Source organism: Paenibacillus faecalis, from assembly GCF_900289175.1.
Taxonomy (GTDB): Bacteria; Bacillota; Bacilli; order Paenibacillales; family Paenibacillaceae; genus Paenibacillus_AQ; species Paenibacillus_AQ faecalis.
The window spans coordinates 2,377,075-2,391,662 of record NZ_LT985747.1; the positions used below are offsets into that span (position 1 = coordinate 2,377,075).

Genomic DNA, 14,588 nt, shown 5'->3' on the forward strand with positions numbered 1-14,588 from the left:
CCCTATCTCTCATACGAGATGTTTTATTTTACAATTTTTGAATTTGTTCATAATAAACATTCATCTGCGTAAAACTCATCCCGATAAGCGGAATGACAAGATACATAAAAATAAGTCCGTACATCGGCGCAAACCCGATCATTCGCCCCCAAGCCGCCTTCGTATCGATCATTCGTTCATATTCCTGTTTCCTCTGCTCGAACACAAACGCCATTTCACCTTCCAGATCATCAAAAACATCTTGGATCGGCACTTTATCAACAGCTAGCATCAGCTTGTCCACGAGACGTTGAAAATCCGGAAACCATATATCATTCCTTAATTCTTGAAGCGCAAGCTCCGCACCATGCTCGTAATGGAGCAAACTTTTCTGAATAGGAACCTTAAACAAAACCGCAAACCGATTCAGCCATTCCAAAATCCCTTCAACTGAAATCCGATCCATTCCCCTCAGAATAGAAATAACCGTTTGAAATTGGTATACTTCATGCTTCATTTCAAGTCCCCTCATCTTTCGGTGGAACATGAGAGTCCAAAGCGGAAAATAATAAGCAATCACGGCAGCGCCAAAAGCGAGCAATACTTCCCACCATTTTAAATATTCATAGTTATAACGCTCCAATTTGCTGAACACACGCTCTGCGATGACAGAGATCTGCTCTGGTGTCAAATCTTTGCCGCCCGTTTCTTTCACTGCTTCCTTCGTCTGATCCAATGAAACTTCATCAGATCGGTTCAAATAATCCATGATCGCCCGATCTGATGCAGCCATCTGGTAAGCTTCCTTCTCCTGTTCAGGGTTCATCTTTCCAAACAAAGAAATCTGTGACACCGGAGCATGAAGAAGCTGCTGCTTGGTATTGTAGTGAAGATATACGGAGGTCGTAAGAACAATACAAAACGCCGCCATACTTAAAACAAATCTACGAGCATAAAACCATTGCAAGCGAAGACGCGTATTGCTCTCCTTCAACAGTCGAACTCTCCATTCATGTTTCGGAGTTCCCGGAATGGGTACAAGCACATTGATCCACATCCTAAATGGCTTGAGCTTGCAGAGCTTTTCCTCCCAGGAAGCTTTTTCAAACCCTGCACGATAATCCGTCTCATTGTTTTGGTGAAGCTTTTGCAAAAGAGAATAAGCAACAATAATGATCACATAAATAGACAACTTCGTAATGAGGCCCAGCTTACTCATATAAAATTCGTCCATGGCCGGAAAGCTGGATCGTGCCCAGTTTTCAATCGGCTTGGTGAAAAACACTGGAATCAGCGCAATGATATTCAGCCCTTTCAATAAATAATCAAGCTTATCTCTGCGCAGAATTTCGAGCTGAATCTCTTTCGTTAACCCGCTTAAGCCTTGAAGAAAAATCGAACTTTTCTTTTTGGCATGATCACCAAATTCCATAACGAGATGCGATATGCCCGCAAAAGCTTTCAAATACCGATTCGGCGCCATCTCATAATAACGTTCCAATTGTTCATCGGCATCCTGAGAAATCAGCGCATTGTATATCCGAGCAGCATGGATTGAAATCTCATGACCTGCCGTATCGGCCGCTTCGTAAATCGATTCCTCTACCATGCCATGCTGTTGGTAATGATGCCTGACATTAGAAAACAGCTCGACCGATTGAATCAAAATTTTCCGCTCAAGCTTGTTCATAAACACATCAATAATCAAATCATGTATTACAATCGCCGCCAGCACAGAAATCAATATAAAACCGATACCGGGATTCATCCAAATCAGAAGGACACAGGTCAAGCCTGCTGATAACAAGACCGCAAACGTTATTTTCATACATTCATAGCGAAGAGAAATTTCATCGTAAGGATGGATAATGGATATTCTTTTTCTCATCCGCTTCACATATCGAGCTAATAAAGGCAGCTTAAGTGCATAAATATAAGCGGTCTGAAACCATTGACGTTGCATATCCCGCAGTTGCCGAAACATGCCGGCGCCATGATTGGCAGTCAAGCCTTCCAATTCACTGTTTCTTTTTTGAATGAAAATAACGGTGCCATATAAAATGACAAACAACAGCAAAGAAATGACTAGCACATAAACAAGAATGTCTATTGTGGTCACGGCTTCCCTCCCCAGACGGACTGGATAAAGCTCCTAAAGGCTTCGACATCTTGAGGCTGCATCTGCTCCTCCATCTCTCTCACGCTGCGCTCGGATAAAGGTGCTGCAGCTACATACTCTCCGTCACGGTATTCAACCACATTTTTCGAAACATAAAATGTATGCAGCTTCCCCTGATCCTCCCAACTCGGAAACGGCTCTTCATCGCAAGGAATACACTCTGTTATACGCTCAATAAAACGATTGCCGAATGCGTCGCGCTTCAGATGGACATCAAAGTTAATAACACTGACCACCTGCTGCTCCGCAATGTCCTCCTGACGAAACATGCCGCTTTTAAGCAGAGAATTCCGAAGGGAGTAAACCAAGTCTTTAAAAGTTTTGGCATGATGTGTAAAGACGGTAAACAAGCTTGCAACCTGTGACATCTGAATCATCCATGAGGCTACTTCATCGGTTGCAACCTCCCCGAGGATGTTCACCGTGCCATCTGTTTTCTTTTGAAGATCAAGGCCTTCTTGACCGCTGATATGCTCTGTTTCTCGAAAACTTAATATATTGCGCCTGCTGTATATTTTTCGAAGATGAAGCTCAAAAGCCATCTCTTGTACACGCAGTGTATAAGAAGCGTAAATATGTCTGACCATAGCCATCAGCAGCGTTGTTTTTCCCGAGCCCTGAGCACCGGTAATTGCGGTAATCCGACTGCCTTTCATAAGAAATTGAAGCAGACCAATCGGAATTTCGGCACCTTTGCCTTTAACAAGCTGCTCCAGCGTAACGCTGTCCACATCAAATTTGCGCACAAAAAAGGCCCATGATTCGGAAAACGGAGGACGCACGACAACGACACGGGAACCATCTTTCATCTCGTTCACTTTAAAACCGCTGGCCTCTGACAGCTGGCCGGGATGGTTGTATTTATAAATGTTTTGACATACCCGCTTTAACTCTCGTACACTGCCAAAGGACAAAAATCCCAAGTGAATGGAAATCCCCCGAAAGAACAACCATACGCTCTCGCATTCGGAGGCCGGATTCACACCATCAACCCAGCCTGACGGCTGCATCCCTGAATGAAATTTCATCGAAAGCGAATCGCCCAGCACCCCGCTGACCCCTCCACTGACACCGTCAATACGCTGGTCCCTGATCTCATCAATTACGGAAAAGCCTTTATATTGCTGATAAATTCGCTGTACAACGATGTCCAGCTTCTCGGGAAGCATCAATGATCGTATTTCATTGGCATAGATATATGCAATATCTTCAGCCGTTACAGCATAAACAGCATCTTCACCATAGCCCGGGAGAACCCTCGGCCTGGCTAAATCATAATTCATGATCAGCTTGGATAACGCTTTATCCTGATATTCCTGTTTGTACAAATACAATATGATTTCGAATTGATCCTGAGGCGTTAAGTCATCATGCTTCTCAAACGGTATGGCGATATTTATATTGGTTTCATTAAGCTTTAAACTTTTGATTAGCAGTTCTTTCATGAACTCCTTAACATACTGTTTATCCAGTACACTGCCCGATACACAGCCCTTCAGCGCTCGTCTCAGCTCGCTTCTCTTGCTTAGACGTCTTCGGTACTCCTCTTCATGAAGCCCCAGATCCAAAAGCTGACTATGCGTCATCTGATGAAGCGTTTCCTTCACAAACTCCGTCATCGCCTGCAATGAAAATTGCTCTGGACCGGGCTGCGGCTGAACTTTGATCTTCGCCTTACTCATCCAGCGAGTATACAGAAACAGCGAAACCAAAAGAAAGATCAAACCGATCAGAATCAAATTCACGAGCGATCCCAAGAGCATCTAAGCCCCCCTTTCTGCGTAACCCGAAGACGGCAGTCCCAGTTGCTCTGCCGCAGCAAACGCTGTTCTGCGAAGAGCTTTGTAAAAGGGGCTTTCCCTCTTGCGCCCGACCCCGCCTCTTCCTCTTTGAATGTAAGCCTGAACCGACCGCATATTCCAGGCATCTGTGAACTGGGAGCAGTAAGGGATACCTTCAAAAATGCCCTTCACTCCAAATCGTCGTTTCATATTTTGAATCGTACAATGACTATGCCTGTCATATCTTCCGATCACAAAACCGACAGCTTTTCCCCGGCACACCTCCTGCATCCGTTCGTTCTCAAAAAACATCTCCAACGATCTTACATTTTGATTTAAGCCGATGAATATAAGATCTGCGGCCTTCAAAATTTGTCTGTCCACCACACCCGGTAGCCCATTTCCCGCATCCGCGACAATTACGTCATACCCCCGAGCGGCGGTTTCCAATACCTGGCTCATAAGATGCCCATATGTGTCATCTGACGCCAGCTTATGTTCCCGTCCAGCAACAAGAAGGTCCAATCGTTCAGACAGCAAAGAGGTTGTGTAATCACGTATGTTTTCCGGCATCAGCCTGCCGCTTGCCGCCAAACGCTCCACTGCACTCATTCCATGATCCTGGAAGGTGGTTATGGAATGGTCCAGCGGTTCTTTCGGCAATGAAAAAGCCTGCTCGACCCGTTCCCATGCCGCTCCACCGTGCAGCAATAACGTCTTTGCTTTAAATTCTGTAGCCAGTACAAGCGGCAAGCTTGCCGCTAATGCAGTTGCCCCGCTTCCGCTTGGCAGCGGGCTCCATAAAGCGATTGTTTTCATGCCTGTCTCCTTTCTGCCAGACGAAATGCCCGGCGAATTTGACGCTGCTCCAGCTCGGTAAGACGATGCATCAACTCCATCAATGCACGCTTATATCTCCTTGACAAAGGCTTGATCCGAAGCCGGCCGGTATGCTCATTTTCTACCTTTAACGCAAAAGCAAATTCATCCCAAGGAATTCTGATCGGTTCATCCATCCATTGAATCTGTGCTTTACTAAGGTAGCTTTCGATATACGCATCGTCTGTCAGATCCTCAACAACGTTCAGATACACGCGCTGGAATTCAGGAGCGCCTTGCTCTTTATACTTCATGGAAAGCTCCTCAAGCCATTTGGCCCCTTTCATCAAACCGGCTATCTCAAAACTGCTCACCCACACTTTCGCATTCGCAAGCTCCCAAACGTCCTGAGTCAAAAACGATTCTTTTTCTACATCAATGACCAAATAATCGTATTCCGGTTCTCCCGAATCGTTTAGATATCTCTCCAGCGCTGAAAAGTTCTCAAATCCGCATGCGACATCAAATCCTGAAAACTCCGTCACCGACATACTCGGGTCCAATCTCCCGATGCAATGGGCGTATTTTCCTTCCTGCGCCGCATCCAGTAGAAGCACCCGATTACCGCTGTGCGCTAATATTTTGCAAAGATACATTAGCAGGTCGCTCTTATCACAAATGCCCGCAAAAACCCATATTCTCAATGTTCACACTCCCATATTTCAAATTACGGCTCGGTAAATACAGCTTCCATCTCTTCCTCATTACGTTGGGGATTTCCATCAGCTTGACCATGTCCTTCCAATATGCTCTGCGCTTCCTCTAAACGATTGTTTCGTTCACCGTCATAGGTTTCTACGCTCGCTGTGTTAGGCGATGATGCTGAGGAGTCATCGGCGTGATCCTCAGCGGGATTTCCCGTAGTCCATGTATTGAAGTCTTGCGCGCCTTGTCCATTTGAGCTTCCGTATTGTCCGGCGAACTGCTGCCCACCGGCTTTCACTTTGCCCAGATCCCGGTCCAGTGCCTTGCGAATAGATGATTCAAGCTGTTGTTCCGCCCTCCGCACAATATTCGGATCATTTTTGATTAATCGGATAACTTCCTCATTTGGCGGATAATTTGGAATCGCCTTTTCCTGCAGCTCTGGCTCAACATAGGTGAGCGCATAGATTGAAGCTTGATGGATGTAGGCATCGACCATAGCACTGGAATACAGTAAAATTTCCTGTTCATTCAGCGTTGTCCAAAAAGCGGGGGACGCCAGCTTATCAATCCGTTTTTTGGATAAAACGATATAGTCCTGCCCGGTCGGAAATTGTATCCGTATATCCACCACATCATCTTGCTTCAGGTTGCTGGGCAGCCATACCGATTTCATTTCCCGATTTCTTAAATCCCGTGGTGTGGCCTCTTCCTCAAACAGCATCCCAAGTGTAATCGGCGTCCCCTTCCGCAGTTCAATTTTTGCTCCCTTCCCCATAACATCTTCCTTTCGAGCCGGAAGGTTATCAGGGGAAGCCTCCAGTGGCAAACGAACTTCTTGTAGATCTTGGCTGTCAATAAAATGCCCAGCCGGTATATCCCTAAGCGGTACCCAGGCAGATTTCATCGATTTCATATCTCCGATCTGCGCTGTTTCAAGCTCGTTAATTCTTTGTTGATATCGCTTCGTTTCATCCGCATGACGGTTCGCATTGTCACTTTGGATATAATAAAACCCGCCTGCCAGAACAATTCCCATGCACCCTGCTCCGACAAGTCCGGCATACAGCATCTTTTTACTGCGCCGAGTAATGATTGGCATCAGCTCATTCTCCTTTCAAAGTACGGGAACTAGCCCCATGCAAAACGGAATCTTCTCCTGCGCTGTTTTTGCGGCAAGAATTGTTCATAAATAATTCCTAGCGCCTCTTCTGTTGCCAAAGACCTTTCAAACGGATCGCTGTGAAACGGTAAGGCTGTTACTTTGTTTCCTCCCAATGATTTGCGAAGCTGCTGAACAGCGCTTGGGGAAGCAAGCGGCAAAGCATAAACCCGTTTGGGCTGTTCATGTCGTCCCAGCATTCGTGCTAAATGGATGACGTCATGAAGGCGCCACTCCGCACCTGAACCGATAATGATGGGAAGATCCGCCCGAAAAAATTCTTCCAACCGCTCATGATCACGAAATGCTCCCAGATCCAGCACCACCGCATCATAACCACCCGTCAGCACAGAAATAACTTCTTCTCGGGATGTATGACGCCAAAAATCTATACCGTTAACTTCGAACCTCCGGACGGAGCCCGGCGGTGAGCCTTCGGCTATCTCTTGGATACGTGTAAAGGCTGACCTTCCCGCCCCCATTTCAACAAGGGCGACTTTACCATACCTTCGGGCCAGAAAATGGCCGATAGCAATACAGGTATGCGTGACCCCTACCCCCGGTGTTGCACCCAAAACAGCGGTGACAAGCGTTCCCCCTCCTTTAACCTTTGAGGTTGTTCCCTTCCGGGTTTCCGCAGAACTTGTCTCAAGCGCCCGAACCACCTCTTCAGCCGACTGATATCGCAAGCCTGGTTCATACTGAAGAAGCTTGCGCATAACGGTTACCAGCCCTCTTGGAACACTTTTTTCAATACGCTGTTCAACACCAGGAAACCATTCACTGTATTTCCCTCCTGTCGTTAAATAAAGCAGAAGCGCCCCCAATCCATAAAGATCCGATCTTGCATCGCTTTGACCCCCGCCGTATTGCTCCGGTGCCGCAAACCCGATCGTTCCCAGTTTTACGGTGTCTTCATCCCGTTCCTGCTTATAGCTGCGGGCAATCCCGAAATCAATAAGCCTGACCTCCATCTCCTCCGTCAGCATAATGTTGGATGGTTTTAGGTCCCGGAACACAACGGGAGGCTGGTGGTTATGAAGATAACCAAGCACTTCAAGCAGCTGAAATGCAAGCTGATGGATGAATTCCGAAGAGAAATGCCCCCGGTTATCTCGAAAATATTTCTCAAGAGTGACGCCGTGAATATAGTCCATCACCATGTAGGTATAACCGGCATCATCCGGCTCAAAAAAATCGACGATCCGCGGCAGGCGAGCATGGCTTAATTTCGTTAGAAGCTTGGCCTCCGCCTGTACCGTTTCAACCATACCTGGCTGGGTGATCGATTCTTTAACCGCCCATTCCTTTCCGGGAAGCTTCAAGTCTTCAGCTAAATAAACGCAGCTCATGCCGCCCTCCCCAAGCTTTTGCTTAATCCGGTAACGCCCTTCAAGTACCATTCCGCACTCCATTCTTGAAGGTTGATTCACTGTCTACTTCCCCCCTCTTTTCGCACGCTTTAATAAAATAAAAAAGAAAGCATCCCGCCTGACCGTCACGGTAAACCGTGCTGATCGAGCGGGATGCTTTCCCTGCTTTTACGTTGGTTAATTTTGGAACCATTATAGAACATAAATGAACCATTTGTAAAGAGATTTATTATTTTTTAATACTTGATCATATATAAAGTGATTTCATCCCGGTTATGAAACAGCTGTTTTGCGCCCTGAATCTGCATACGGCTTTGTTCAAAAATATCGATAATCTCATGAACGAGAGCCATCGGCTTTTTCGTCAGAAGTTTCACCGTGATCACCGCTGTTCCTCCCGGAGCAAGACTGTAAAGCAAATTCGTTACAAGTTTAGCCATTTGCTTTGGGCTCCAGCTCATATCGCAGACGAGTAAATCGAACTGAGCGTCCTTAAATTTCACCTCAGAGGCATTCTTTTGCACAATTCGGAGATTAGGATGGTTACGTAAAGAATCGTGCATCTTCGCCGGATCTACGGCAGTAACCTGAAGTCCTCTTTCCAGCAAAAAACTGCTCCAGCCCCCGGGTGCGGCACCAATATCAAGCGCATTGCGAAACGTATCGAAAGGGATATCGAATTGTTTCTCCGCTTCCAGCAGTTTGAATTTAGCGCGTGAAATCTGGCCTTCTTCGCGCTGAAACCGTACAGCGCCGCCATTCCAGTCCGATAAGTTTTGCTCAGGCCGCGATATGCCCAAGTACCAGGTCTTTTTTGCCGCAAATAAAGAAATAATCCACTCCGGATTCTGTACCGTGAAATCCGCCTCTAATGGTGTCAGTTTCTCTTGCAGCTGATCACGCAACAGACCGAGACTTTCCGTCCAGCTGCTGCCCTCAACTTTTCTAACCTGAACCGACACCCGGCTTCCTTCAAGCTCTTCTCTCTTCAGCAAATAAGTTACAGCTTGACGGATGGCCTGTCCCGCATCATCCCCCGGAATTTCCATCAGAACCGGAAAGATATGCCTTAAGAAAATAGGGGCCTTTTCATTAATGCATTCCACAGTCTCTTGTACCGTTGTCGCCAGCGTTACAACAAAAACTTCCCCCGGAAGAAGCATCGTGCTCTTTACACTTCCGAACAGACGGCGAAGTTCTTCCTGCGCATAAGGCGCAAAGCCATGGTTTGCTGTACATATGAACTTTGCTGAGTTCTGTTTTTCCAATTGCTCATTCATTACGTGCTGCTCATCCAAGTGGGTTACCCTCCAGAAATAACTTTGATCCAGGGACGTTCTCTATCCCATTCCAGATCGACATGAATATCATAAGTCCGTTTAATAAGTTCTTTATTCAATACTTCTTCTTTGCGTCCGGCTCCAGCCAATTGACCATCTTTAATCAGCGCCACATGAGTAAAAAGAGGCATGATTTCCTCAATATGATGGGTGACATAAACAACCGCTACGTCCCGCTGCCTTAACCGATCGATTTCCAACAGCATTTTTTCCCGTTCATATAAATCCAATCCTGCGCAAGGCTCATCTAAAATAAGTAATTTCGGATCAGCCATCAGAGAGCGTGCCAGCATCACCTTTTTACGTTCTCCTTGGGATAAAGTCCCGAGCGGGTGCTCCGCCAAATGACTAAAATTCATATCATCAAGGATCGCATGCGCTTTTTCCTTAACGTCCTCCGGAACCCTCTGATAAAATCGTAAAAAAGCGAATGCCCCTGTAGCTACGACCTCCCACACCGAATCACCCAGTGCCAGCTTTTCCATTAAAGATTGGCTAATATAGCCGATTTCCTTCCGCACTTCCCGGACATCGCAACGTCCATAAACGTTACCAAGCACCTGCACTCGGCCGCTGCTCGGAAACAAATATCCCATCATCATCTCCAGCAACGTTGTTTTGCCAGAGCCGTTTCGTCCAAGAATAACCCAATTCTCCCCTGACTTCATTTCAAGGGAAACGTTTCTCAGAATGTCATTGTCTCCTCTTCGGAGAGATACATTTTGCAGCGAAATCATCATATCACGCCCCTTGCAAAGCTCAAGATATCTTGTACAGACCCCATCCGGTAAAGCACTTGAGGAGAATCATCAGGTGTCCCTGCAACCGCAAGCAAAGCAGGAACACTTCGTATTTGGTACTGCTGCACAATTTCGGGCATAAAATTAACGTCAGCTTCCAAAATCATCCCTTCGGGCAGAAGCTTCTCCGCAACATCCAGCATCTTACGGGCTGCTGCACAAGTGCCGCATAACGGTGTGTGAAAAAATACGATGACCGGAGAAGTTTGCGTATCCCGCTGAACCAAACGTTTCTGCCATGCAAGACGCTCCATCAGTTCACGTTCCGTAACAGAAATCATGTGGACGATTTGGCTACTTTCTGCAAAACTTCTTCAGGCATAGGCCCGTTATGGACAACAACATCCGCTGGCATATTGGTGTATAACATTTCGAACATTTTTCTTCTTCCCCAAGAACTTGAAGTGTGCAAATAAATTTGACGCGGATAGAGTTTTTCGGCAACCATTGCAGCGACGACGTCTCCACCTGTCATCTGATCTGGTCCGAGTTCAAAATCAAGCGACAAAATATCCACTTCACATTCCCGCAGCATCATGAGGCACTCTTCTCCGTTGCGCGCCAGAGCAAAGCCCTTGGGGCAGGCACGCCAATCATCCAGATACAGATGAATCATGTTCTACCCTCTCCTTGTTCAAATCCAGGACAGCACTTCCGCAATATCGTCGCGATGTGTTCCGTCCTCTCCCTTTTCACTTTCCAAAATAAACGCTTTGCCGGCCAGCTCAGATGAGCGCACCAGCTGCTGAAGCGCTTCTTTGCCGATCATGCCATGTCCGACGCGGGCATGCCGATCTTTCCTCGAGCCTGCTCCGTATTTGGAATCATTGAGATGTACGGCCAAAAGTTCATCCCAGTATCCGAGCTCGGTCCCTCTGCGCAGAAGACGCTCTGTATCGTTGATGTTCCACTGTCCAGCTGCGAACAAGTGACAAGTATCCATGCAAAAACCGATTTTTTCAGGTTCATTCGCCAGCTCTCTAACCTTGACGGATTCCTCCAATGTCATGCCCATATCTCCATGATCCCCAGCCAGGTTTTCAATGAGTAGCTTGGCTTTCCCCGACCACGCAGAAAGCACATCATTCATGCAGCGAATGATATGCTGGTAGCCTTGCAGGGCATTGTCACCTTTCAGATGCCCAAAATGAACGACAATGCCAACAGATCCGCAAGCTTCCGCAATGATTAAATCGTTGATTAAAGACTCAACCGTAAGCCGGTAATGCTCCTCTCCTCTGCTTAGTCCAACAGCCATATTCGTCGGATAAGGGGTATGGGCTACAGAAACGATACCATGTTCACGACAATATTCTGCACAGGACAACGCATCTTTGAAATCCGGAGTTTTTATGTGCAAACTGCGGGGGTTTTTCGGAAAATATTGAAAAGCCCTGCCACCGAGCTTGACCGTATGACGGGCAGCCCCTGAAAAACCGTCGCGTGTGCTGACATGACTGCCGATCCTCGGGTTATTCTTCATGCTGGCAATTTGGACAGAAAAACGCCTTCCGTCCCGCTATTTCCGTTCTGACAATCGCTGTACCACAGCGAACACAAGCCTCTTCTTCACGATCATATACTTTGCACTGATCATTGTATTGGCCTGTTAAAGTATCGTCTTTCGTAAAAGGCATCTCCATATACCCGCCGCCTTCGGTAGCTTCTTTTAGAACATGATGAACACTCTCATAAAGCTGTCCCAACTGCTCTTCACTCAAGCTTTGAACCTTCGCGGCCGGATGAATCCTTGCATGAAAAGCGATTTCGTCTGCATAACAATTGCCGATCCCCGCCACTGCATGCTGGTTAACAAGCAAACTCTTTAAAGATCCCCGCCGTTTTTTCATAAGGTCAACAAAACGTTCCTTCGTCATTCTACGGTCAAGCAGCTCTGGTCCTAGCTGACTTAAAGCCTCTTCCGTTTCTTTGGCTGACAGCTGGTGAAGATACCCTAACCGGAGCCCGATAAAATACAAAACCTGATCACCAAAGGAAATTTCAATCTGAGTTGTTCGCGATGGACGTTCTTCATCCCCTCGGGTTAAATGAATAAGCCCGCCCAGCATAAGATGTAAAAGTAAGCGGCGTCCATTATTTAAATGAAAAATGAGATACTTTCCTCTTCTCTCTATAAAGATCACTTTAGAGTCGAGAATACCGGCTGTAAAATCCGCTGGCGGCATATTGATTGATTTTTCCCGGTTTATAATGACATTGCTGATCGGAATATTCAGAATGTTTGCGGTGAGCATTTTCCGATAGTTTTCCATCTCCGGAAGTTCCGGCATGATTGATCTACTCCTTTATGCACACATCATAATTGCATGTTTATTTCATTCGTTGCACAGCAGCTTCGCTGCTTCATACAAGTCCTGACATATATAACTTGGACGGCAACCGGCAGCTTCCATTTGTGCTTCCATATTGTCTTTCGTCGTGATCCCGGTCAGAACAAGTACGGTTCTGCAGCCGGCATTGACACCAGCAGCTATATCGGTTCTCATATTATCACCGACCACAGCGGTTTCCGACGGGGACAGTCCCAGTCGATCAGTCGCATATTTCATCAGAATGGACGAAGGCTTTCCGATAACAACAGGCTTCACTCCAGAAGCGGCTTCAATCGCAGCACCCAAGGAACCTGCCCCCGGTGTCAATCCCGTATCGGATGGCAGCAAAAGATCCGGATTGGTAAGCACGAAAGCGGCTCCTCCCTGAATCCATCGAAGGGCATTGGCCAAAGATGCATAGCAAAACGAACGATCTATTCCTTGAACTACGTACTGAGGCTGCTCACTATCCGTTATTGTAAGGCCCGATTCAATCAGCGCTTGTCTGAGTCCTTCCTCTCCCAGAATCGCCACTTTTGCACCGGGTGATTCATGCGCAATATAACTTGCAGCAGCCAAGGATGAAGTACATACATCCTCCGGTGATGCCGGGATTCCCATCCCAATGAGATGCTCGGCTACCTGCTCCGGTGTACGGGACGAATTGTTGGTTACAAACAGGTAAGGAATCTTTTGCTCACGAAGCTGCCGAATCAAAGCATCCGCACCATCAATCATATTCTTTCCATGATACAACGTTCCATCAAGATCTATTAGCAATCCTTTCACTTGTTCCACGATAACACACTTCCTTGTTAGTCATTGTTTATAATGTTTACGATTAACGTGATTAACCAAGTGCATTGGAATGATATGTAAAAAATAAGTCTTAAGCAACTCTTTATAAATATTGCCCATTTATCGGTGTTCATCCCAATGACTTCTTCATCTTAAATCTCATTGTAAAAGATGAACTCCAGCCCTGCAACCACATAAGCGACGCATAGCGCCATTACATGACCATACAGCCGGACCAAGATGTCCCGCTGCTGGTCGAATCGAATCGAACATTGTCCTTGGAGTTTATTTTGTGAAGAAGGCATGTCATTTCCTGCGCTTTCCCGGAAAATAATTCAGTTTATTTCCTTATCTCAAAACAGGATAAAGCCCGAAATCCTCAGCTAATCTGGTATTTGGAAATACACGCTGCGCCTCTTCAAGCAGGGGCTGCAAATGCTCGATATCCTTGTAGCGCGAGCTAAAATGCGTCAGTATCAATTCCTTGACCCCAGCCTCGGCTGCCGCTGCTGCAGCTTGTAAAGCTGTGCTGTGATAGTACTCATGCGCGGTATCCCGAAGATCATCCATGAAGGTCGCCTCATGCACCAAAATATCCGAATCTTTCGCAAGGGGAACAATGTTCGCACATGAGCGGGTATCCCCAAGAATCGTTACAACCCTTCCTTTTTTGGGTGCGAGAATGACATCAGCCGCGTGGACGAGTTGACCATCCGGTGCCTGCACGCTTTCTCCTCGTTTAAGCCGTCCGTAAAGCGGCCCCGGTTTTAAACCATATGCCGTGAGTCGCTCCAGGTTTAAATTCCCTGGCCGATCCTTCTCTACAACGCGGTACCCGTAGCTTTCGGCCCGGTGCTCAAGCAGCGCTGCTTCCACGCGGAACCCATCATCCTCAAACACCAACCCTCCATTATGTTCTATTACTTCTATTTGATAATTCACCCGTGATTGACTGATGTCCAGCGATGTCTCAATATACGTTTTGATCCCCTTCGGCCCATAAATGGTAATGGGTGAGGTAGCTCCCTGAGCACCGCGACTGGACAACAAACCTGGCAATCCGAAAATATGATCACCATGAAGATGGGTAATAAATATTTTCTCAAGCCTGGTCATTTTTAGCGGGGATCGGAGTATCTGGTGCTGCGTGCCTTCTCCACAATCAAACAACCACATGCTGCGCCTTTCCTCCAGCAATCTTAAAGCAATAGAAGTTACATTCCGTTGCTGTGTCGGAACCCCTGCGTTTGTTCCTAAAAAATAGAGTTCCATGCCTCTTCTCCCCTTCCAGGCGTGTAAACCGAGAAATCCCCCGAAAA

At 46.8% G+C, this 14,588-nt stretch carries 15 protein-coding genes; all 15 read right to left on the reverse strand.

Annotated elements, in window-relative coordinates; all coding sequences use genetic code 11:
* Positions 1–28 precede the first annotated feature (28 nt).
* The 15 genes from C8268_RS11360 to rnz all read right to left on the reverse strand — a co-directional run bounded on the left by C8268_RS11360 (position 29) and on the right by rnz (position 14,541).
* Positions 29–2,098, reverse strand: coding sequence for a hypothetical protein (locus tag C8268_RS11360; protein WP_106767760.1), 2,070 nt, complete (start codon positions 2,096–2,098; stop codon positions 29–31).
* Complete coding sequence (locus tag C8268_RS11365; RefSeq protein WP_106767761.1) at positions 2,095–3,921, reverse strand: ATPase, T2SS/T4P/T4SS family; 1,827 nt, start codon at positions 3,919–3,921, stop codon at positions 2,095–2,097. Before C8268_RS11365 ends, C8268_RS11360 begins: the two co-directional genes overlap by 4 nt.
* Positions 3,922–4,758 carry a CpaE/TadZ family protein gene (locus tag C8268_RS11370; RefSeq protein ID WP_106767762.1) on the reverse strand — a complete coding sequence of 279 codons (837 nt, stop codon included), beginning with the start codon at positions 4,756–4,758 and terminating at the stop codon, positions 3,922–3,924.
* Positions 4,755–5,462, reverse strand: coding sequence for a hypothetical protein (locus C8268_RS11375; protein WP_106767763.1), 708 nt, complete (start codon positions 5,460–5,462; stop codon positions 4,755–4,757). Before C8268_RS11375 ends, C8268_RS11370 begins: the two co-directional genes overlap by 4 nt.
* A 23-nt stretch (positions 5,463–5,485) precedes the next feature.
* The gene (locus C8268_RS11380; RefSeq protein WP_106767764.1) at positions 5,486–6,565 is read right to left on the reverse strand and encodes an SAF domain-containing protein; all 1,080 of its coding nucleotides are present in this window, start codon (positions 6,563–6,565) and stop codon (positions 5,486–5,488) included.
* Between the two features lie 29 nt (positions 6,566–6,594).
* Entirely contained in the window at positions 6,595–8,058 is a 1,464-nt protein-coding gene (locus C8268_RS11385) for a serine/threonine protein kinase (protein ID WP_106767765.1), read from the reverse strand.
* Positions 8,059–8,234: 176 nt separating this feature from the next.
* Positions 8,235–9,296, reverse strand: a complete 1,062-nt coding sequence (locus tag C8268_RS11390) for a 23S rRNA (cytidine(2498)-2'-O)-methyltransferase RlmM (protein ID WP_106767766.1) — start codon at positions 9,294–9,296, stop codon at positions 8,235–8,237.
* Positions 9,297–9,301: 5 nt separating this feature from the next.
* Positions 9,302–10,075 (reverse strand): ABC transporter ATP-binding protein, encoded by a 774-nt coding sequence (locus tag C8268_RS11395; protein WP_106769924.1) that lies wholly within the window; start codon positions 10,073–10,075, stop codon positions 9,302–9,304.
* Positions 10,075–10,419, reverse strand: a complete 345-nt coding sequence (locus tag C8268_RS11400) for a thioredoxin family protein (RefSeq protein ID WP_106767767.1) — start codon at positions 10,417–10,419, stop codon at positions 10,075–10,077. The genes C8268_RS11395 and C8268_RS11400 overlap by 1 nt, the downstream gene beginning before the upstream one ends.
* Entirely contained in the window at positions 10,416–10,754 is a 339-nt protein-coding gene (locus tag C8268_RS11405) for a cyclic-phosphate processing receiver domain-containing protein (RefSeq protein WP_106767768.1), read from the reverse strand. Before C8268_RS11405 ends, C8268_RS11400 begins: the two co-directional genes overlap by 4 nt.
* A gap of 18 nt (positions 10,755–10,772) precedes the next feature.
* Positions 10,773–11,621 carry a deoxyribonuclease IV gene (locus C8268_RS11410; RefSeq protein ID WP_106767769.1) on the reverse strand — a complete coding sequence of 283 codons (849 nt, stop codon included), beginning with the start codon at positions 11,619–11,621 and terminating at the stop codon, positions 10,773–10,775.
* A complete protein-coding gene (mutM, locus tag C8268_RS11415; protein WP_106767770.1) occupies positions 11,611–12,429 on the reverse strand; it encodes a DNA-formamidopyrimidine glycosylase in 819 nt (272 codons plus the stop codon). The genes C8268_RS11410 and mutM overlap by 11 nt, the downstream gene beginning before the upstream one ends.
* 45 nt (positions 12,430–12,474) lie before the next feature.
* Positions 12,475–13,269, reverse strand: coding sequence for a TIGR01457 family HAD-type hydrolase (locus tag C8268_RS11420; protein WP_106767771.1), 795 nt, complete (start codon positions 13,267–13,269; stop codon positions 12,475–12,477).
* 152 nt (positions 13,270–13,421) lie between these two features.
* A complete protein-coding gene (locus tag C8268_RS22705; protein ID WP_158702723.1) occupies positions 13,422–13,574 on the reverse strand; it encodes a hypothetical protein in 153 nt (50 codons plus the stop codon).
* A 43-nt stretch (positions 13,575–13,617) separates the two neighbouring features.
* On the reverse strand, positions 13,618–14,541 hold the full coding sequence (rnz, locus tag C8268_RS11425; RefSeq protein ID WP_106767772.1) for a ribonuclease Z: 924 nt from the start codon (positions 14,539–14,541) through the stop codon (positions 13,618–13,620).
* Positions 14,542–14,588 lie beyond the last annotated feature (47 nt).